The sequence below is a fragment of the Vibrio sp. SCSIO 43009 genome (genome assembly GCF_023716525.1).
Lineage (GTDB): Bacteria > Pseudomonadota > Gammaproteobacteria > Enterobacterales > Vibrionaceae > Vibrio > Vibrio alginolyticus.
The window spans coordinates 169,385-191,156 of sequence record NZ_CP071843.1 but is presented as its reverse complement, the minus strand read 5'-3'; the positions used below and the strand labels follow the sequence as shown (position 1 = coordinate 191,156).

Annotated in this window: 16 protein-coding genes, 2 pseudogenes and 1 riboswitch; of the genes and pseudogenes, 12 read left to right on the top strand and 6 right to left on the bottom strand. The window is 44.4% G+C overall.

The features are described from left to right. Window positions 1–84: 84 nt before the first annotated feature. On the top strand, window positions 85–2,742 hold the full coding sequence (locus J4N43_RS16500; protein ID WP_033906680.1) for an alpha-amylase family glycosyl hydrolase: 2,658 nt from the start codon (window positions 85–87) through the stop codon (window positions 2,740–2,742). Between the two features lie 85 nt (window positions 2,743–2,827). Here J4N43_RS16500 and J4N43_RS16495 read toward each other — a convergent pair whose 3' ends face one another. Then, window positions 2,828–3,985, bottom strand: a complete 1,158-nt coding sequence (locus J4N43_RS16495; RefSeq protein WP_024701007.1) for a D-alanyl-D-alanine carboxypeptidase family protein — start codon at window positions 3,983–3,985, stop codon at window positions 2,828–2,830. A gap of 210 nt (window positions 3,986–4,195) precedes the next feature. Here J4N43_RS16495 and J4N43_RS16490 point away from each other — a divergent pair, with 210 nt between their 5' ends. Both J4N43_RS16490 and trhO read left to right on the top strand, forming a co-directional pair. Continuing rightward, window positions 4,196–5,491, top strand: coding sequence for an alpha/beta fold hydrolase (locus J4N43_RS16490; protein ID WP_053350006.1), 1,296 nt, complete (start codon window positions 4,196–4,198; stop codon window positions 5,489–5,491). A 455-nt stretch (window positions 5,492–5,946) separates the two neighbouring features. After that, a complete protein-coding gene (trhO, locus tag J4N43_RS16485) occupies window positions 5,947–6,927 on the top strand; it encodes an oxygen-dependent tRNA uridine(34) hydroxylase TrhO (protein WP_047102398.1) in 981 nt (326 codons plus the stop codon). A gap of 68 nt (window positions 6,928–6,995) precedes the next feature. On the opposite strand, the gene J4N43_RS16480 is transcribed toward trhO, so the two are convergent. Next, the gene (locus tag J4N43_RS16480; protein WP_005374898.1) at window positions 6,996–7,301 is read right to left on the bottom strand and encodes a DUF6482 family protein; all 306 of its coding nucleotides are present in this window, start codon (window positions 7,299–7,301) and stop codon (window positions 6,996–6,998) included. A gap of 108 nt (window positions 7,302–7,409) precedes the next feature. Here J4N43_RS16480 and J4N43_RS16475 point away from each other — a divergent pair, with 108 nt between their 5' ends. The 3 genes and pseudogenes from J4N43_RS16475 (at window position 7,410) to gbpA (ending at window position 11,407) form a co-directional block, all read left to right on the top strand. Next, the gene (locus tag J4N43_RS16475) at window positions 7,410–8,891 is read left to right on the top strand and encodes a cryptochrome/deoxyribodipyrimidine photo-lyase family protein (protein ID WP_053350005.1); all 1,482 of its coding nucleotides are present in this window, start codon (window positions 7,410–7,412) and stop codon (window positions 8,889–8,891) included. A gap of 80 nt (window positions 8,892–8,971) precedes the next feature. Next, window positions 8,972–9,472, top strand: a complete 501-nt coding sequence (locus J4N43_RS16470; protein WP_053350004.1) for a fasciclin domain-containing protein — start codon at window positions 8,972–8,974, stop codon at window positions 9,470–9,472. 272 nt (window positions 9,473–9,744) lie between these two features. Then, window positions 9,745–9,845: riboswitch (cyclic di-GMP riboswitch) on the top strand. 98 nt (window positions 9,846–9,943) lie between these two features. Next, window positions 9,944–11,407 (top strand): annotated as a pseudogene (gbpA, locus tag J4N43_RS16465) (N-acetylglucosamine-binding protein GbpA). A 54-nt stretch (window positions 11,408–11,461) separates the two neighbouring features. On the opposite strand, the gene J4N43_RS16460 reads toward gbpA, so the two are convergent. Together J4N43_RS16460 and J4N43_RS16455 are read right to left on the bottom strand one after the other, a co-directional pair. Further along, a complete protein-coding gene (locus J4N43_RS16460) occupies window positions 11,462–12,334 on the bottom strand; it encodes a patatin-like phospholipase family protein (RefSeq protein WP_053350002.1) in 873 nt (290 codons plus the stop codon). A 190-nt stretch (window positions 12,335–12,524) separates the two neighbouring features. After that, the gene (locus J4N43_RS16455) at window positions 12,525–13,166 is read right to left on the bottom strand and encodes a MarC family protein (RefSeq protein ID WP_005374889.1); all 642 of its coding nucleotides are present in this window, start codon (window positions 13,164–13,166) and stop codon (window positions 12,525–12,527) included. A 195-nt stretch (window positions 13,167–13,361) separates the two neighbouring features. Here J4N43_RS16455 and nfsA point away from each other — a divergent pair, with 195 nt between their 5' ends. The 4 genes from nfsA to J4N43_RS16435 all read left to right on the top strand — a co-directional run bounded on the left by nfsA (window position 13,362) and on the right by J4N43_RS16435 (window position 18,323). Further along, entirely contained in the window at window positions 13,362–14,084 is a 723-nt protein-coding gene (gene nfsA / locus J4N43_RS16450) for an oxygen-insensitive NADPH nitroreductase (protein WP_053350001.1), read from the top strand. A gap of 418 nt (window positions 14,085–14,502) precedes the next feature. After that, window positions 14,503–15,624: a polysaccharide export protein gene (locus J4N43_RS16445; RefSeq protein ID WP_053350000.1), complete on the top strand. Its 1,122-nt coding sequence runs from the start codon at window positions 14,503–14,505 to the stop codon at window positions 15,622–15,624. 69 nt (window positions 15,625–15,693) lie between these two features. Continuing rightward, window positions 15,694–16,134, top strand: coding sequence for a low molecular weight protein-tyrosine-phosphatase (locus J4N43_RS16440; RefSeq protein WP_033906669.1), 441 nt, complete (start codon window positions 15,694–15,696; stop codon window positions 16,132–16,134). Window positions 16,135–16,163: 29 nt separating this feature from the next. Continuing rightward, entirely contained in the window at window positions 16,164–18,323 is a 2,160-nt protein-coding gene (locus J4N43_RS16435) for a polysaccharide biosynthesis tyrosine autokinase (protein ID WP_033906668.1), read from the top strand. Between the two features lie 65 nt (window positions 18,324–18,388). Here the strand turns inward: J4N43_RS16435 and J4N43_RS16430 are convergent, their stop codons facing one another. Beyond that, window positions 18,389–18,760 (bottom strand): hypothetical protein, encoded by a 372-nt coding sequence (locus J4N43_RS16430; RefSeq protein WP_025768628.1) that lies wholly within the window; start codon window positions 18,758–18,760, stop codon window positions 18,389–18,391. 7 nt (window positions 18,761–18,767) lie between these two features. After that, the gene (locus J4N43_RS16425) at window positions 18,768–19,076 is read right to left on the bottom strand and encodes a monooxygenase (RefSeq protein ID WP_005374871.1); all 309 of its coding nucleotides are present in this window, start codon (window positions 19,074–19,076) and stop codon (window positions 18,768–18,770) included. A gap of 109 nt (window positions 19,077–19,185) precedes the next feature. On the opposite strand from J4N43_RS16425, the pseudogene J4N43_RS16420 reads away from it, so the two are divergent. Both J4N43_RS16420 and J4N43_RS16415 read left to right on the top strand, forming a co-directional pair. Continuing rightward, window positions 19,186–20,077: pseudogene (locus tag J4N43_RS16420) on the top strand (LysR family transcriptional regulator). 280 nt (window positions 20,078–20,357) lie between these two features. Next, window positions 20,358–21,623, top strand: coding sequence for a DUF1835 domain-containing protein (locus tag J4N43_RS16415; RefSeq protein WP_025768630.1), 1,266 nt, complete (start codon window positions 20,358–20,360; stop codon window positions 21,621–21,623). Window positions 21,624–21,772: the final 149 nt, after the last annotated feature.

Genomic DNA, 21,772 nt, shown 5'->3' with positions numbered 1-21,772 from the left:
GTCTTTTTTGGCGTGAAATGACACTCTCAATTTCAAACCTTTGATTTATCGTTTCCGCATTGCTGCACAACGGAGACAAAAACCGTGTTTGAAACCTTACCTAACCCTATGAATAAAATAAAAATACTCCCTATAGCGATCGCCCTAGCTCTTTCTGGCTGTGGTAGCGATGAAACTACGCCAACCGATACAGGAAGCCACGTGGCATCTCCTGATTGGCAAGACCAGATCATTTACTTCTTGATGATCGACCGTTTTAACGACGGCGACAACACGCTTAACGATCAAGGTCAGAATGAATACGATCCTACCTCAGACAAGAAATTCAGTGGTGGAGACCTGGTTGGTGTCAGTGACAAACTGGGCTACATCGAAGACCTAGGCGCTACCTCTATCTGGATTACACCGCCAGTGGCAAACCAATGGTGGGATGCCGAGCAAAACTACGGCGGCTACCATGGCTACTGGGCGCGTGATTTCCAAAAAGTGGATGAGCACTTTGGTGACATGGAAAGCTACCAAGCGTTAGCGCGAGAAGTGCACGCTCGTAATATGTTCTTGATTCAAGACATCGTGACCAACCACGTAGGTAACTTCTTCACTTACGATGACCCATACTATTACGACCCTAGCCTACCTTGCCAAGGTTTCCGTTTGATTGAAAATGCGCTGCCAGCAGGGCAAGAACTGCCTTATCCGCTCAACATGAATGAGTGTAAAGAAGACGGTACTGGCATTTACCACTGGACGCCAAGCATCACCGACCACAACGATCCCGTCCAAGAAAAAACCTGGCAACTGTCGGATCTGGATGATCTAAATACGTCCGATCCTGAAGTACGCGCTTATCTAAAAGAGAGCTACCGAAAATGGATTCGCGAAGTCGGCGTCGACGGATTCCGTATCGATACGGTGAAGTTTGTTGAACACGATTTCTGGAACGATTTCCTACACGCCGACGATGGTGTGATGACGCAAGCGGTTGATACTGGTCGTGACAACTTCCTCACTTTTGGTGAAGTATTCGAAACATCTACGCCCTACCACACCGAAGGCGAAGAGAAGATGCTGACTTACATCGGTGAAAGTGGCTCGCCGAAACAGCTAACCTCGGTACTGAACTTCCCATTGCAAGCGACCATGACGCGCGTATTTGCATCAGGGCAACCGACCGACTATTTACGTTTCCGTCTTGAGAAAATGATGGACATGTTCCCGAATCCATACATCATGCCGAACTTCATTGATAACCACGATATGCCACGTTTTCTATCGCAAGGCAGTGTCAACGATATGAAGCAAGCTCTGATCACAATGATGGCAGTGCCGGGCATCCCTGTGATTTACCAAGGTACAGAGCAAGCGATGTCAGCGGCGCGTGATGCGATGTTCGCCGGAGGGTATCGTGAAGATGGCAACTACGTAGACTCATTCGACCAAAACAGTGAGATGTACTTGTTTATTCAAGAACTTGCCAAGCTACGCACTGAAAACAAAGTCATGACACGCGGCGAAATGAAAGTGATTGGCAGCGATAAAGCGGGCGCGGGCGTGTTCGCCTTTACTCGAACGTTGGATAACGACGAAGTCTTGGTTGTGATGAATACGTCCAACTCGCCGATGTTGATGAACCAACTCGATGTAGAACAAGTTGGTGGCACCGTCTTCAAACAACAAATCATGTCGAACTGGGTAGACGCTCCAGAGCAGTTAATCGCAGATGAAAACGGTCACGTAACCCTTGAGCTACCAGCCAAATCTGCCGTGATTTACTCAAAAACTAACGATACCCAATCGGTAGATACCCCAGACCTCAACATCCAACTGGCGCAGGGTTGGGAAGGAAAAACCATCACTGGTGATATTGTTATCGCGGGTAGTGCGAACGCCAACGAGAAGTTGAACCTTGTCGTCGATGGTAACTTAGAAACAGCGCAAGCCATTACTGCAGGCGCTGATGGTCAGTTTAGTGTCACGCTGTCGACTCGTCACTTTGCAATTGGCGAACAACAACACCGCTTCGCGATTTATTCTACTGAGAAAAAAGCTGGCATTGAAGATGTTAACTTTGTGTCGGACTTAAGCTGGTCAAACACGCCAGACGACACTATTGATGACGCGGGTGATGCGCAAGATGGCATGGGCGGTCCTAACGGTAACTATTCGCTACCAACGGATCCAACATTCGATAAAAACAATAGCCAACTCGCAATCAACAAAGCTGAGGTATTTACCGTTGGCAGTAACGTACGTTTGACCTTCACTATGGACAAAATCACCGACACTTGGTTACCACCAAACGGCTTCGACCACGTGGGTTTCACCATCTTTATGGATTTACCGGAAGAAACGGCAACCAACTTGTCTGAGCTACCGAAGATCAACGCTTCTATGCCAAGCGGAACCTGGAGTCGCAATGCGGTTGTTTTTGGCTGGCAAAGCTCGATTTACAACACCAAAGGAGCAAATGCGACGACATGGGGAGAAGCCGTAACGCCAGCACCAACAGTGACAGTAGACAAAGCCAACAACACCATTTCAATGGACTTTGCTAGCGATGCACTAGGCCGCCCAGATTCGCTCGATGGTATCCGCTTCTATGTCACGACTTGGGACTTAGACGGCCTTTCGGCAACTTACCGTCCGCTAGAGCAAGACAAAGGCCCTTGGAACTTCTCCGGTGGCGCATCGGATGAAAGTAAGATTTGGGACGATTTACCAATCATCACCTTGTCGGAATAAACCGTTAAATAAGACACCGCCCAGCGTTATAGCAGGGCGGCCATCAACAAAAAAATGCAGAAAGACACTTCTGCTCGTTTTTATTCTAGTTAAAGAACGATTTCACCCACAGCACCAGACTGTCCCAAAGCTGAGCGAACCACGAGCCCTCTTCTACCGCTTGGCTGCTGACCAAGGGATAACTCGCCACGGTACTGTCATCGCTTTTCCAAACGACCTTACCAATCTCATCTCCTTGCGCGATCGGCGCAATCAACGGTTCATTTAACACCACACTCTTATCAAGCCCAGCCGTCATTGAACGAGGCAGAGTGAGATAGGCATCTTTAGCAAAGATCGCCTCAACTTGATTGGTATTTCCCTTCCAAACGCGAACTTTAGACTCAACTTGGCCTTGCTTAGCAACTTGCTTGGTGTCATAAAAACGAAAACCATAGCTGAGTAGATTCTTCGATTGGCTGATCCGAGCCTGTTTACTTGGCGTGCCCATCACCACCGAGATAAGGCGCATTCTTCCTTCTTTGGCCGAACTCACCAAGCTGTATCCCGCATTGCTGGTGTAGCCGGTTTTTCCCCCGTCGACATCAATGGAATTGTCCCACAGCAATTTATTGCGGTTGTACTGTGTAATGTCGTTCCACTTGAAGACTTTCTCACTGTATAGCGCATACACATCAGGAACATCGCTGATGATCGACTGCATGAGTTTTGCCATATCGGTTGGTGAGGTTTGGATGCCATCACTATCAAGACCATGGGAGTTCACAAAATAGGTGTCTTGCAGTCCTAATTTCTCCGCCCAACCATTCATCAAGGCGACAAAGCCGCGTTCACTGCCTGCAACATGCTCAGCCAGTGCAACACACGCATCATTTCCTGATTGGATGATCACGCCGCGCATTAAGTTCGCAACACTAATTTCATCTTTCGGTTTGATGAACATTTTAGAAGAACCGGGAAACTTGGCCGACCACGCGTTTTCGCTCACGGTGACAACATCATCCCATTTCAAACGCCCCGCTTTGATTTCTTGTCCAACTACATAAGCGGTCATCAACTTGGTTAAACTCGCCGGAGCAAGGCCTGCTCGCCCGTTATGCTCGGCAATAATGGCACCGGATTGAAAGTCCATTAATACGTAACCTTTTGCCTGTAACTGAGGTGGGTTGGGCGTAACAACGGCAAAAGTAGGTACGCTTATTAAACAAGTCACAATTGTCCATCGAGCCAGTGACACTTTCATCCGACTTCCTCCATGCTCTTACTTTGTCGCAACTCTATTGAGCATAGCTCACTCAACCAGTTGCACCAGTCGCTAATCGTTTCATTTTCTTGAACTTACATTGATTTGACCAAGGTATAGAACTGAAGAGGCGATTGGGAAATAGCATTGGTTCTTCATGCCATTCGCAGTAAAGTAGCGCTACCCCTCAATAAGGAAATAAAGATAACAATGAACGCTCAATCATTTATCGACGCAGGATTGCATTACACTCCCCACAGCTTTACCGTTCCTCTGGATTACCAAGACGCGAGTAAAGGCACCATTGAAGTCTTCGCCCGTGCGGTTTGCCTAGTCGGCGATGAAGAATCGACCAAACCTTGGTTGGTTTACTTTCAGGGCGGGCCGGGCTTTCCCTCTCCGCGTCAAAACGGCAATAGCGGCTGGGTAAAGCGCGCGCTGCAAGAGTACCGAGTTTTGCTTCTCGACCAGCGCGGTACGGGCAACAGCAGCGTAATTAATCATCAGACGCTTGCTCACCTCACGCCAGAGCAACAAGCAGACTACTTGAGCCACTTCCGAGCGGATAACATCGTGCGCGACGCGGAATACATTCGTGAGCAATTTGGCGTCGAAAAATGGGCGATCTTAGGTCAAAGCTTTGGTGGTTTTTGTTCCCTCACCTATTTGTCTTTGTTCCCAGACAGCTTGCTGCAAAGCTACATCACGGGTGGCGTGCCATCAGTCTCGCGTCATGCCGACGATGTGTATGAAGCCACCTTCAAACGCACCATGGAGAAAAACCAAGCATTCTTCCAACAATTTCCCAATGCACAGCAACTTTGCCAAAACATTGCGAATCACTTGCTAGAAAATGAAGAGTACCTACCAAATGGTCAACGCTTCACGGTGGAACAATTTCAACAAATCGGCATCAACTTTGGTGTGAGTGATACTTTCTTACCAACTTACTATTGGCTAGAAAGCGCGTTGATTGAAGTGAACGGCAAACCACAACTTCGTTATGAGTTCTTAAACGATATGTTGGCGCAGCAAAACTTCCAAACCAACCCGATCTACGCCATTTTGCATGAATCGATTTACTGTCAAAGCTTCGCGTCGAATTGGAGTGCGCACCGCGTTCGCCAAACCCGATCAGAGTTTAATTATGAATCTGGCAAGCCATTTTACTTTACGGGGGAAATGGTCTTCCCATGGATGTTCGACCAATACGTTAACCTCAAGCCACTAAAAGACACCGCAGAAATATTGGCAGCGAAAGAAGATTGGGCTGCGCTGTACGATCAAACACAATTGGCTCAAAACAAAGTGCCTGTCAGTTGCGCCGTTTACGCCGATGATATGTTTGTTGAAATGGATATCAGTCGAGAGACGCTCGCGTTAATACCAAATTCAAAAGCGTGGATCACCAATGAGTACGAGCACAACGGTTTACGTGCCGACGGTGAACGCATTCTCGACAGGCTCATTGCCATGGGTAAACAGACCGCAGCTGCGTTGAAATAAGCAGGACAGACGTTAGAAATACGCCTTTTTAGTATTTGATGAAAAGGCGTTTATAGCGGTTTATGAACAATGGCGATCAGTCATTCACTCTTTGTCCCTAAACCTTTATCCCTCACCACCTCATGTATAAAACTGCGACATGTCCTTTCCTTGTCAATTACTCCGGTGATTACTTGGTGCTTCTTGCGCCTAACTTTTTTGAAGGGCCCAAAACAGCATAAATTTAAACCAAAAGTATCGGCTCCAACCTACCTAACCCACTATAATTAATGCTTATAATTTGAACACATAGCGGCTTCACCTGCGGACATGCTCCCCCTATCAAAGACCGCCAGGCCCCGCCTACTCATAATATCCGTATAATTTGTCCGTATTTCCGACTGGTTTAGTCAGGTATACTTCGTGCCGCTAAAATTTTAAGGTCGTTGACCACCTGTATTTTTAAAGGAAACCTCATGAGTCAGTATGTAGTTTGTGCGCTGTACAAGTTTGTTGAGCTGAATAACTATCAAGAGCTACGCGAGCCATTATTTGCGTTGATGGAAAAACACCATATTCGCGGAACATTACTACTGGCAAGTGAAGGTATCAACGGTACTGTTGCATCTGATCGTGCAGGTATTGATACGCTACTGGAGTGGCTAAACAACGAACCTCGTTTGACTGGCACCGTATACAAAGAGTCGTATTCTGAGACCCAGCCATTCAATCGCACCAAAGTGAAACTGAAAAAAGAGATCGTAACATTAGGTGTTGAAGGTATAGACCCTCGCCACGTAGTGGGTACTTACGTGAAACCTCAAGAGTGGAACGATCTTATTGCTGATCCTGAAGTGTTTGTTGTCGATACACGTAATGATTACGAAATCGAGATCGGGACATTCAAAGGCGCTGTAAACCCAAATACTGAAACCTTTCGTGAATTCCCAGACTATGTAAAAGAAAACATGGACCCGGCAAAACACAAGAAAGTTGCGATGTTCTGTACCGGTGGTATCCGCTGCGAAAAATCAACGGCTTACATGAAAGAACAGGGCTTTGATGAGGTCTACCACCTAGAAGGCGGCATTCTTAAATATCTTGAAGAAGTTCCTCAAGAAGAGAGCATGTGGGAAGGCGATTGTTACGTATTTGACGGTCGTGTTGCAGTGAACCACCAGCTAGAAAAAGCAGATTACGATTTATGTAACGCTTGTCGTCTACCGATCACTGAAGAAGACAAACAGTCAGAATTGTTCGAGCAAGGCGTGAGCTGTCCAAAATGTCACGGCACACACTCAGAAGAACAAATTGCTCGATTCCGCGAGCGTGAAAAACAAGTTGTTCTTGCAGAGCAGCGAGGCGAGCAGCATGTTGGTGGTGAAAGTGCCAAGCAAAGAGAAGCCCGACGTGCCGCTAAGTACGCGCAAAAAGAAGCGCAGCGTAAACAAGACTAAGCCCAACTCTCCTTATATTTAGCGAGCTGCCGTAAGGTGGCTCGCTTTTACTACGCACCAATACTCTTTCAATACAATTTTGTATCCCTCACCAATACCTCTAGTTGATTGTCTCTTTTGCCTTCGGGTAGCCCCACCATTTCATCATAAGCACTTTGATGCACTAGAACCTGCTTATTTGCTTTGATATTCCTACACTTCTTTTGCATCTCGATCAGGGAATGAGCCCTCAAAAAGATACCGTTGTCATCAGTGATAAATTGCGCTTCTCCATCAATCACGACAGATGCCTGGTACAATGCGAGATCAAGCGAATGAATGACCAATTTGTCTACATAGAAGTATTTTTGTAACTTACTCAATGGTATTGCCATGTGTCACCTCCCTGAAAGTTACCTCTACGTTTTGTAGAATAAAACCGATCATTGGATGAGATTTCTTCGGTTTACTTGCGTACAACATCGGAAACAAAGAGGATTCCGATGCAAACAATCAATGTCGTGTGGTTAAAGCGAGATTTAAGGCTGACTGACCATCAACCACTAACTCAAGCATTATCAACAAAGCACCCAACTGTGCTTTTGTATATTGTTGAACCATTGCTATTGAACAACCCACACTATTCTGAGCGCCACTGGCGATTTGTTTGGCAATCACTGCAAGACATGGATGAAACGCTCAAAGCGTATGGGCATCGAATCACGGTGCTGTTTGACGATGCCTTAGCATGTTTCCAATCAATTCAAGCGCAATATCAAATCAACGCTGTTTTTTCTCACCAAGAAATAGGACTCAACTGCACCTTTGAACGAGACCGACAAGTTGCCGCTTGGCTGTATGAGCAGAACATCGACTGGTTTGAATTCGAACACGGTGCTGTAATCAGAGGTGCAATAAACCGGCAAGGTTGGGACAAACATTGGGACTCTGTCATGAGAGCCTCAATAAGCCCTATTGAGCTCCAAACCGACTTATTGCATTCATTGGATGCAGAAGCTCTCGGCTGTTCGTTTTCGCCACCATCATCCTGGCTATCAAAATGCAAAGGAATGCAAACGGGAGGAAGCCGGCTCGCTTGGAAAACACTAGAGGACTTTTTCCATCGTCGAGGTCGTGATTACTATCGAAGTATTTCTAGTCCCACAGCCTCACGCACAGCCTGTACTCGACTTTCTCCATACCTCGCTTGGGGTAACATATCCTTGCGTGAAGTTTATCAATACCTTTTGAAACACTGGCAAGTCGCTGGATTTCGTCGCAGCTTAATTGCATTGTCTTCACGGCTTCATTGGCACTGTCACTTCATCCAAAAATTCGAATCGGAATACGACATGGAGTTTTACTGCGTTAATCGGGCTTACGAACCATTGATTAGACAAAGTAGTACTTTCGATGAAGAAAAGTTAGCAGCATGGAAATCCGGGCATACTGGCGTACCTTTGATTGATGCCTGCATGCGCTGTTTGCACCACACTGGTTACATTAACTTTCGCATGCGTGCCATGCTGGTTAGCTTTCTTACTCACCACATGAACATGGATTGGCGAGTAGGTGTAACGCATTTAGCGCAACTGTTTCTCGACTTTGAGCCTGGAATTCATTACCCACAATTCCAAATGCAAGCAGGAGTAACCGGGACTAACACAATCCGTATTTATAATCCGATCAAGCAAGCCCAAGAACATGATCCTAACGGTACGTTCATCTACAAGTGGGTACCTGAGTTACAAATGGTTCCTCCCCCTCTTTTATTCGAGCCCTGGACAATGACCCAGATGGAAGCTGTCATGTATCAATTGCAGCCAGATAGCCGTTACCTTGCACCTTTTATCGCACCAGACAAAGCAGCTAAGGCAGCAAGAGAGCGCTTATGGACGTGGCGGAAACGAGCTGATGTGAAACAAGAAGGCAGACGAATTCTTGCGCGACATGTTAGACCCTCAAAAGAAAGTAGGACGCGATGATCATCTTTCAATCACGATGCGTACAAATGCAAACACACTCCAGGGAACCCGTTGTACCCTCAACTAGTAAGGAACACATTATGTTCAAACGTATCTTAGTTATCGCGGCGACACTGATGGCGACATTATCTTTTATGCTCCCCGTTCAGGCTCATGAGCATGGCATGATGAAAGCCGATATTGTCGACGTTGCCGCTGAAAATGGCTCTTTCAATACGCTTGTTGCTGCGGTGAAAGCAGCGGGCCTGGTTGACACTCTCAAAGGGGAAGGCCCATTTACTGTTTTTGCACCAACGGATGACGCTTTTGCAAAACTGCCAGACGGCACAGTCGACATGCTCTTAATGCCGGAAAACAAAGACAAGTTAGTATCTGTTTTGACTTATCACGTCGTCCCAGGGAAAGTGATGGCTGCCGATTTTGTTAAGCTAGACAAAGCGACTACGGTTCAGGGGCAAGATGTGATGATTAAAACCATGGGCGATAAAGTCATGGTTAACGATGCAAATGTCATCGCAACCGATGTGAAAGCTAAAAACGGTGTCATTCACGTGATTGATACTGTCATTATGCCGAAATAACACCATCCAGAGGGCGGTACACTCCGCCCTTTAGACAGAACTTCTTCCACCCTTAGCACGATTCCTCTCCATTTATCCCCAACAAACCTCCATTCATTCTCCATGATTATTAATAAGATAAAAACAAAATTAAAATCAATATCTTGCAATACGATACTGCATAATATTGACGAGGTTAAGATATCGTTATCTTTCAATTTGAGAACAGGATTCCATGTCAGTGACGTTTACTTTTCCACATGTAAATTCTTAAGCTAAATTTTGGCTGCTCAATCACATTTCGGCAAACCATTCGAAAGGGTGGGACGCAAAGCTTCCGGTCTGTCAGCATTTAAAAATCTAAAAGAATGCTCATGATAGCGGGGTTACCATGACTCAGTGTTACAGAAGTCCAATTTCTGTAGCGTTGCTTTATGCTCAGCATGCGCCGGGGTGTGACATTAGTTTGTCAGCCATAACAGAGGACATGTGATGAAATCATTTCCAACCAAATCCGTACTCGCGTTAGCACTTGCAAGCATTAGCTCAGGTGCTGCGGCTCACGGTTATGTATCAGAAACCAATGGTGGTGTCGCTGCAAGTCGCTCGGCACTATGTAAGTATCCATCGCCAGATACTAACGAAAAAAATAATAACTGCGGTGCGATTCAATATGAACCGCAAAGCGTTGAAGGCCCTGATGGCTTTCCCGAAACAGGGCCTCGCGATGGTAAAATAGCGAGTGCCGAAACCGCTTTAGCAGCTGCCCTTGATGAGCAAACTGCCGACCGTTGGGTAAAACGCCCTATTCAAGCAGGTACACAAACTTTTGAATGGACATTTACCGCTAACCACGTGACGCGCGACTGGAAATATTACATCACCAAGCCTGATTGGAACCCAAACGCTTCACTATCACGAGACTCTTTTGATCTAACTCCTTTCTGTGTCGTCGACGGCAATATGGTTCAACCCCCGAAACAGGTAAGCCATCAATGTAATGTGCCTACTCGCGAGGGATACCATGTCATCCTGGCAGTATGGGATGTTGGCGACACTGCAGCCTCATTTTATAACGTGATCGATGTGAAATTTGATGGTGGCAGTCCCGTTATTCCAGATTGGAAGCAAGGCGGTCAAATTATTCCTACAATGGATTTAAATATTGGGGATTCGGTTTATACACGCGTATTTGATCAAGCAGGTGAAAACGTGGCGTATAGAACTGAACTAGAAATTACCGATGCAGCAATGGGCCAAGCGAAAAACTGGTCTTACGCACTCGCGACTAAGCTAAACCAAGAACAAGCAAAACTGCAAGCCGGGCAGTATGCAGAGGATAAATTCACTCCTGTTTATGGTACTAATCCGGTGTATCTGCAAGCAAATAGCGGCCTTGAGCGAGTAGAGATCGGCTATAACATTGAAACTCCTGTTCCAGAATACTCACTCACAGTAGATGGCTTAGCAGACGAGTATATCATTGAGTCAACACCGACAACGTTGGATCTGACACTAACTTCTGAAGGCGATTTAAATGCAGAACTCACCGTTTACAATCACCATCGCGAACCACTTGCAAGTTAGGCAAACGAAATGAAAGACGGCTCGGTAGAGGCGATATCGCTCGCTTTAAGTAAATCGGAGCCGGGTCACCATATGCTCGTGACACGTATTAAGGATAAAGATGGCAACTTGGTGGATCAGCAAACACTCGACTTTCACTTAAAAGAAGAGTCAGTTACTCCGCCACCATCTGGTGAGTACGATTTTGTCTTCCCTGAAGGACTATCTAGCTACACGGCGGGCACAAAAGTGCTTGCCAGCGACGGGGGCATTTATCAATGTAAACCTTTCCCATACTCTGGTTACTGTATGCAGTGGAAAGAAAGCGCAAACCATTACGAGCCTGGAATAGGTTCACACTGGCAGATGGCTTGGGATAAAGTCAACTAAATCACCCTTTTGAACGTTAAGTAAAAAGAGCCTCACTATGAGGCTCTTTTATAATCAAACGCAAAAATGACAATTTTCCCGGTCTAAACCATAAACACCAGATAAACTAGTGAGATGCGCTCGCCCCTCAATCAGCCCCATTTCATACCCTTCTAGTAAAACGGATTGTCGCATTGATAAGCGCTGAACATGAAAATTATCTGGTGGGGCAATTACCCTAACATGTGTTCCTGGTGGAGGGTTACGAATAAACTCCAATGATTGATTATAGTTATCTGCACGTCTTAACATCGCATCCGCCATTTTGGGGTGCTCCGCAAAAAGTTTCTTCATCAGCCATGTGGTCTTAACTGGCTTTTTGGCATAATTCAGTGGGTGAGAGAGTACTACGGTTATGTCGCGAGCCCCTCGACGATAAGCCTCACGCACTGGGATAGAGTCAGCGACCCCACCATCGGTATAACAACCGCCAGAAAAACAAGGGGTATGCTTGTAGGCAATCGGTAATGCTGTTGTCGCTTCAATCGCATGGTGAAAATTATCACGTGTCACGCGATAGTAATCTGCCTGCCCTGTATCTACATTTGTTGTCGCTGCGAGAAAAGGAACGCCATTAAACAGTTTATTTTCATCGACGGGATACAAGCGATTAGATTCTTCAAACAACCACTTCACATCGATGAGGTCCCCACCTTTAACGAAGCGAGTCGGGTCAAAAAAGCGTTTACTTGTGACCAGCTTAGTAATGACGTTAATACTGCGATGCGGGTAGTCGGTCAAATACCCAATCAAATTTGATGCACCAGCAGATACACCGATTGCAAAATCAAACGGTTTATAACTCTGCTCTAAAAACGCATCTAACACTCCGCTTGCGAAGACGCCTCGCATCGCGCCACCTTCTACTACAATTGCTTTTGTTGCCATATTTCCCCCATTCTCCTTGCCAAAAGAGTAATGAAATTCGTGCAATCACAACAATTGAATATTCTTATTATTGAAATAGGTGAAGTCTATTTATTTCTCTCTTAGAAAATGAAAACTAAAGTTCAAAAAATCCGTACCCGTTAGAAATGTAATTGCGGGCTTAACCAAGGTGGCAAGGTCTAAGAGAAATCTAGGAGAAAACCGTTTTATAGGCTTCGCCCGCGCCATCAATGAACATTTGAGTACCAATAACCGCTAGAATTAAGCCCATCATTTTAGTCACAACATTTAGAGCACTTGGTCCAACCGCTTTGACCAATTTGTCTCCAAACAAAAACAGTACATAGGTGATCACACAAAGGACAGCGAAAGAAACGATAGTAATAATGGTTTGATCGAAACCACCCGCTGTCGCAAAGTTCATCGCGGTAGCAATCGTTCCAGGCCCAGCTAATATTGGCATCGCCAGTGGAGACACTGCAATACTCAATGCCGCCCGTTGCTGAGCTGGTGAATACGCCTTCTCTTTGGTTTTTTGATGCGTCGAATCACCTTGAAGCATGTTAAAACCTATCAAAAACACCAAAATACCGCCTGTTATTCGCAATGCATAAAGCGTGATACCAAACAAATCAAAAATTAACTTACCGGCAATAGAAAATATCGCGATGATAATAAATGCAATAAAAACCGAGCGGAGCGCAATGGAACGGATGGTTTCTTTATCTTCATCAGCAGTTAAACTCAAAAAGATGGGAATATTGGCGATAGGGTTCATGATGGCAAAGAAGCCCATAAACACCGTAACTGTATGAACAATGAGTTCTTTCATATTTTCCACTGCATTTAAATTATTGATTCTAAAAACAGTATATACGCTCTCAAACAGAAAGAGTGGTGTATTCTCGATTCGCCTTCACACTTATGCGCCAAGCATTGTTTTTCTTTTGAGATAGTTTACCGACTCATCAAATGTCGCTAAGGTGAGTCTTCAGCCTTTACACGTAACAGGGGATGTTAAGTCACCATGAACAGCACGATTCAAACAATTCTCAATCACCGCTCAATTCGAAAATTCACCTCACAACCGATTGAGAGCGAACAATTAGATGCCATTCTTCAAGCCGGCCTTGCGGCGTCCTCATCAAGCATGTTGCAAGTCGTTTCAATTATCCGCGTGACCGACAAAGAAAAACGTACACTATTAGCTCAATATGCCGGAAATCAAGGGTACGTTGAAAGCGCGGCTGAGTTTTTGGTGTTTTGTATTGATTACCAGCGCCATGCCAGTATCAACCCAGATGTTCAAGCTGATTTTACCGAGTTAACGCTAATAGGCGCTGTAGACTCGGGGATCATGGCACAAAATTGCTTGCTTGCGGCGGAGTCGATGGGACTAGGAGGCGTGTATATTGGTGGTTTACGAAACAATGCCCCAAAAGTAGACGAATTATTAGGTTTACCTAAAAATACCGCCATTTTATTTGGTATGTGTCTTGGTCATCCAGATCAAGCCCCTGAAGTAAAACCTCGCCTACCTAAGCATGTCGTGGTGCATGAGAATCAGTATCAAGACCTAAACTTGGATGATATTCAGACGTATGACCAAACCATGCAAAACTACTATGCAAACCGTTCGAGCAATCAAAAACAGAGTACTTGGTCGCAAGAAGTCACCAGTAAACTGGCTGGCGAATCACGTCCGCACATCCTTCCGTATTTGAATGGGAAGGGGTTAGCGAAGAAGTGACCATGTCGAAAGACAACAAAACAAAAAAGAGACATGAGTCACATTTTTAATAATCCCATTTAATACAACGAGATAATTAGTCGGTAGACTTTCTTGGTTGTATTTTAGAAAGAAAACACTACATATAGAGCTAATAAACAAAATTTGAGCTAATTGAACAAGTTTTTTATCCGCAATATGAAATCTTGTAAGTGAAAACATAAAAATACGATATTTATTTGGACACTTGCTGCATTACTGTCTATTGCTCTAACCATTGAAATTCATTAGAGTTCATGCTTCCAGATGCAATCAATCCCTTATTGGGCACTTTATAAATAGAAGAAGGTGGTGCTTATAAGGTTATGTTGTGAAGTCTTTTCTGGAAAAGAATGTTGCTACCAGCAACTCGCTCTTTACGTCAGATGAATGAAAAAACATGAATTTCAAACATAAAAAGCTAGCTAGTTTAGTGCTTTCCTCAGTACTTCTTTCTGGATGTACTGTACCCGGTAGTCACCTTTCCACAGATGGAAAAAACTTCGTCGAAGACAGCAATGTTAGTCGCACTTCTGATTTCAATGTTTTTCCACTTACACTTGATAAAGTATCTCAACTTAAAAGTTTGGGGATAGAAGCCAAATCCAACCCTGAACTAGATCGCCAACTTAACGCTTATGAGTATGAGGTTGGCCCTGGAGATATACTAAACATTACTATTTGGGATCACCCAGAACTAACTATTCCTGCTGGTTCTTATCGCAGCTCTGCTGAAGCGGGGAACTGGGTACATGCTGATGGTACTATCTTCTATCCATATATAGGTATTGTTGAAGTTGCGGGTAAAAACGTTCGTCAAATTCGTGCTGATATTTCTCGCCGATTAGCAAAGTACATAGAAAGTCCTCAAGTGGATGTCAGCGTAGCAGCTTTTCGTTCGAAAAAATCCTACATTACTGGTGAAGTAAGTAATCCTGGACAACAACCAATCACCAACATCCCACTCACCTTGTTAGATGCAATTAACCGTGCAGGTGGATTAGCCGAAAACGCCGACTGGAAAAATGTAACACTGACAAGAAACGGCATAGTTGAAAACATATCTCTTTATGCGCTGATGCAAGAAGGCGACCTCACTGAAAATAGGCTACTTCAACCAGGTGATATCATCCATGTGCCAAGAAATGATTCACAAAAGGTTTTCGTTATGGGTGAAGTTAACGATCCTAAACTACTGAAAATAGATCGCGCTGGCATGAGCCTTACGGAAGCTCTGAGCAACGTTGGCGGTATTAATCAGATATCAGCGGATGCGACAGGTGTATTCGTAATTAGGAGGTCACAAGACGCAGGTTCACTGGGCGACATATATCAACTTGATGTCTCCGATGCGGCAGCGCTCGTTATTGGTACTGAATTTGCTCTGAAACCGTATGACATCGTTTATGTCACTGCGGCGCCTATCAGTCGTTGGAATCGCGTTATTGCACAACTAGTACCTACCATCTCAGGCTTCAATGAACTTACAGAAGGCGTCCTTCGAGTCAGGACTTGGCCATAGAAAAAGCATTCTGAAGGGCTTGTTTGAACATAAACAAGTCATTCAAACGTTGTCTATAAGGAGCAAAACATGTTTTCGAACATTCTTGTCGTGTGTGTAGGTAATATTTGTCGTTCCCCCACAGGAGAGCGGTTACTACAGCAACTACTCCCAAATAAACAGATTTCTTCGGCGGGTATTGCCGTAGAAAAAAGTCGCCTAACCGGAAAGCCAGCAGATGAAACCGCCAGACTTGTCGCGTCAGAACGTGGTATCTACCTGCTAGACCACAAAGCACAGCAGCTAACCGCTCAGTTGTGCGCAAAGCAAGACCTAATATTGGTGATGGAACAAGGTCATATCGATGCTTTGACGGAGCTGGTACCGGAGGCTAGAGGTAAAGCAATGTTATTTGGTCACTGGATAGGTTCCGTGGATATTCCAGATCCATACAGACAGAGTAGAGAAGCCTTTGAGCATGCATTATCTCTGATTGAAAATGCTGCTCATGCATGGGCAAAAAAAATATAAATTCAGATCACTTGGCGAAATAAAAAATAATGGCTAACCAAACAATACAATCATCTGCTCTTGCTGATGATGAGATCGACCTAGGCAAGCTCTTCGGCATATTGATAGACGCGAAATGGTTTATCATCAGCATTACACTCTTTTTTGCAACATTAGGTATCGCGGTCGCGTTGCTATCAACTCCGATTTACAAAGCCGACGCGTTAATACAAATCGAAAAGAAGAGTTCAGGTGGTATCTCGGCGATGGTCGGTGACATGGGAGAACTCTTTTCTGCCGAATCATCTGCAACTACAGAAATTGAAATAATTAAATCGAGAATGATTCTTGGCGATACCGTTGATAAGTTTAACTTAACAACCATTGCCACTCCTGATTACTTACCTTTTGTTGGTAAAGGTCTAGCACGAATCAACGGTACTCAAAACTACATTTCTTTGACCACGTTTGAAGTACCTCGAACGGCTAGAGGATTATCTCATCAACTGATTGCTACAGACATCGAGAAAGGTCAATTCAGCTTGATGCTTGAAGACCAAATGGTACTTTCTGGTTCAGTTGGTCAACTGATTGAGATGAATGGCTATCGTGTAAAAGTGAACCAGCTCAATGCTCAAAATGAAGATACTTTTACAATAAGTAAAATAAGCAAGTTAGATGCTATCAACAAGTTAGCCTCACAACTTTCTATTTCAGAGAGAGGTAGCCAAACAGGTATTGTATCTCTAAGCATTGAAGGTGAATACCCAGACCACAATCAGCTTGTTTTAAATGATGTTGTTCAAAACTATTTTTTGCAGAATGTTAGAAGAAACTCAGCTGAAGCTGAGCAGAGCCTCAACTTCCTTAAAGGTCATTTACCCGAGATTAAGGACAAGCTAACTATTTCAGAAGATACATTGAACAGTTTTAGACAAGAAAACGAATCTATCGATTTAAATCTCGAAGCACAATCGACTCTAAAAGTGATGGTGGCACTTGAAGCCCAACTTAATGAGCTAACATTTAAAGAAAGTGAAATCAGTCAAAAATTCACCCAAGACCACCCAGCTTATAAATCGCTGTTAGACAAACGTCAGACATTACTGCAAGAGAAAGAGCGTCTTAACAAACAAGTTCAAAAACTGCCAAAAACACAGCGCGAAGTCTTGCGTATGACTCGTGATGTCGAAGTAAACCAGCAAATCTACATCCAACTTTTGAATAAAGTTCAAGAGCTAAATATCATAAAAGCTGGCACCGTGGGTAATGTGCGTATTATTGACAATGCACAATCTTACGCCGTTCCTATTAAACCAAAAAAACCTTTGATTGTGGTTTTGGCTACTCTTCTTGGAGGCATGGTAGCTGTCGCATTTGTTCTGGTAAAAACCGCGTTTCATCGTGGAGTGACTTCTCCTGATGTAATTGAGCAAACTGGAATATCTGTATATGCAAGTGTTCCTAAATCGGCACAACAATTGGAAGTCGCGAACAAGCTAAAACGCAAAAACAACAAAGACTTACTTCTTTTAGCAAATGCCAATCCAGCAGATCTATCAATTGAAGCACTACGTGGACTTCGAACCAGCTTACACTTCGCAATGTTGGAAGCCAAAAACAATGTCTTAATGATTTCAGGCCCAGCGCCTTCCATTGGTAAGACGTTCGTATCAACTAACTTTGCTGCCGTTGCGGCTAAAACGGGTCAAAAAGTCCTTTTGGTGGATGCTGACATGCGAAAAGGTTATTTACAGCAATGTTTTGGCCTCACAGCAGAGCAAGGGTTATCTGACTTACTAAGTGGAAAAATTGATCGAGCAACCGCAATCAAGCCAAGTCAAGTTGAAAACTTGGATGTGGTTACTCGTGGTCAAGTACCACCAAATCCATCAGAGCTTTTGATGCATCCACGATTTGTTGAATTTGTAGAACAAGTATCAAAAGAATACGATCTAGTCATCATCGATACGCCGCCTGTACTCGCAGTTACCGACCCAAGCATTGTTGGCGCGCTTGCAGGAACAACTCTGATGGTCGCTCGTTTTGATCAAACGACTTTGAAGGAGATTGAAGTCGCGCAAGGTCGCTTCGAGCAATCAGGCGTTGAAGTTAAAGGTGTGATTCTCAATGCAGTTGAGAAAAAAGCATCTAACTCATACGGCTATGGATACGGCTACTATAACTACGCGTACAAAAGCGAATCATAACTTGAATTTAGATCGCTAATTAAACCAAATATGACAAAGCCCTGCTAGAAACAGCAGGGCTTTTTCTATTGCACTCTTAATTGCTTGTACGTAATCAAACTAAGCAAGACAAAGAATATTGGGTCACTCCAACCAAAACCGACAAATACTCCGATAATGCCGGCATAGGTAGTAATCACTGCCCCTAAGCCATTAGTAATCAATAATGCTTTAAACATCTGTTTCGCAGTATGCCCTGATTCCACATTACGTAACATCAAACTCACCGCTGCGATTCCACCTAAAAAGATCGAAGTATGCTGCGATAAAAACAGCGCGTACTGGTCGTTAATTTGTACTCCATACATCGGCCACATTATGGTTGGTACAAAAAACAACGCAAAAGCGAATACCGTATATACGACACCATGAACGGTTAGAAAAGTGCGGTTGGTCATCATCTCCTTATCCTCTAATAGGCCCTTGATTGAGCGTCGTTAACGGCACATTGATATCGAAAATTTGACCTCGTACTTCGACTACGCCCATTTTTCGTAAGCGTGCGGCATGCATTTCGAGATAAGCTTGCGCCGTGGCTTCATCTTCAAAAAGATAGATACCACCACCGAGTTTGTCTTTTTCGCTTTCCGTCCAGATTTTCCAAATCATGCCCGGCTCTTGGTTAATCGACTTAGCTAAGTCGACCAGAGCATTCGACATCTCGTCACCAAACGGACCATGAAATTCAAAATCAACTTGCAATAATTTCGCCATCTTGAGTCTCCTCTTCTTATTGACTCGTTTTCGATGACAAGATTATTACCTTTATAAAACTGACAGAAAAGTTCATAATTTCGCCATTAACTGTCTAAAAAATTGACTCATGAGACTAAAAACGACCTTAGAACAATGGCAAACGCTACAAGCGATTAATCAAGAAGGCAGCATTCAATCCGCAGCTTTACTGCTCAACAAGAGCCATACCACATTGATCTACTCGGTGAGGAAGTTAGAAGACCAACTTGGTATTCAACTTATCGAAGTACGAGGGCGCAAAGCGGGTTTGACAGAGCACGGCAAAACCATGCTGCGTCGTGCACAATCCATGCTTGAACAAGCGCGGGAACTAGAAGTCATCAGCGAGCAGTTAAAAAGTGGGGGTGGAATCTCAAATCACGGTCGCAGTAGATCATCTTTGTGACCCTTCTTGGCTTTATGCACCACTCAGTCAATTTTTGGAGGACAACAACACGACCTCCGTTCAAGTGGTTGAAACGTCACTGAGCAAAACAACCGAAATGGTCGTAAATGAGCTCGCTGACATCGCAATCATCAACTTACCGATAACCAACTACCCTGCCGAAGCATTTGGCGTAACAACCATGCTGCCTGTAATCGCAGCACACCATCCACTCGCTAAAAAGCCGCATGTTTCCATCGACGATTTTGCAACCACCAGCCAAATTGTCATCCGTGACTTAGGTGATTCAGACAAAACGAAAAGAGATGTGGGTTGGTTACGCGCACGTCAGCGTATTACCGTCGATAACTTCGACCACGCTTTTCACGCCGTAGAGCAAGGCGTTGGGTTTTGTCGGCTACCAGCGCACTTAGTCTCAGCCCGAAAGAGCGATAAAATTAAAGTATTGGAGCTCGAACACTCCCATCAATATCAAGTTGCGCTGCACCTCACTTTGCCCAAAGGAGCCAAAAGTGGTCCTGCGACTCAAGCGCTTTATCGTATTTTACTCAAAAGTGTAGAAACTCGAGTCTAGCAACAGTGGTATTGAGTTGAATCGCTAGTGTTATCGCCTATTGATTCTCCCTAAACATAGAGAAACGGCCATTTTGTGACGCTACACTCTCACAAAAGGTTGCACGAAGGATAGCGACCACCTACTATCACTCTGCTCATGCCTAAAGCACCCAACACTCGCGGAAAGAACTCGGTTCACGGCAATATCCTCACCTGCTTGGTTTAGCAGGCACAATCTGTTTTTACCTTCTTTTTAGCTTCTATTTAGGCGAGTGTGGAAGAAATAAGAAAGGTGAAATATGAACTCTACAAATAGCTTCTCGATCAATATCAATCAGCAAAAATCCATTGCTAAAAAAAGGCTCAAAGCTATCCGCCTATACGATGACGCCACGTTGGAGTTAGTTAAGCGATTTCACTCCAAACCAGAATCTTTGGCTCCCAATACAATTCAATTGGCTGACGTTCAACATGCACTCGCAAGAGAACTGGGCTTATCCAGTTGGAGTAAACTAAAAGCTCATGTCGAAGAGCTAGAAGCGCACAAACTAGCCATCAAAGAACAAAAACCGCCCCTAGATGCAAAAGTAAAAACGCTACACGTTCGTTGTGGCCACGACATTCAACAACAACTTAAAGCCAGCGGATTTGAAGGGACATTTTTAGCCCTGATCGATCCGCTTTGTATTGGCCCCATACCAGCAACACCGCAGAACTTCCTTGCCATTCGTGCCCAATATGTCGTAGAGACTCTGCTGCCCGTGATGAAGCGTGAAGACTCGGTTCAAGATATAGTCACATTGGAACAATCAAACCTCGATCTGTTGCAAAGTGATGTATTTGAACGAATCGTCTTTTGGGTCGAACATGACAGTTATGATCAATTGATGCTAATTCGTGCTCTAACACAGTTAGAGAATGTAAAGAATAAAGTGATAGAGATCATTGAGTTGAACCAGTTCCCGGGCACTGAACGATTCATCGGCTTTGGGCAGTTGCCTGAAGAAGCTATTCGTTCTTGTTGGCGATACCGTAAACCTGTGACAGCAAAATTATTCAGTCAGGCTAAACGGTGTTGGCACGCTATTACATCACCGACACCTATTTCCATAGTTAATTTGATTCAGCAGCATAACCTGGATTGCTTGCCCAATATATTCAACGTGCTTAAACGCCATTTGCAAGAGTTACCTAATTCACAAACTGGATTGAGCTTGACACAACACCTCGCACTAAAGGTTTTGAGCTCGCAAAATCGTTCAATTCCCATCAAAGATTGGTTTGAGCAATATCAACAACTAGAACCTCTTCCTTACCTAGGAGACGTGATGTTTTACGCGTTACTCCTCCCTCTAGCACAGTGTCAAACACATTTGATCACGATTGAGTCACGTGAAAGGCACTGGTGGGAACAAAGCGTCCGTATCACTGAGGCTGGCAAGCAGTGTTTGGAAGGCTTAATACGAGCGAAACAATGCTATTGGGTTGGAGGGATTAAAAATACCAGTCAAAGTTATTGGAGCTGGGATCACCTCCAACTAACTACACTTGCCAACCATCATTGAGTTGACAAATATGAAAGCATAAAGGGTTCGTTGGCTCTGATGAACACTCAATACTAAATTATCCCTAAAGAAGCGACCGCTAGTCTGAATACAACTTAAATAGTTATGCAGAAATGCATCCACTCAAAGAGAGTATGCACTCTATCTCT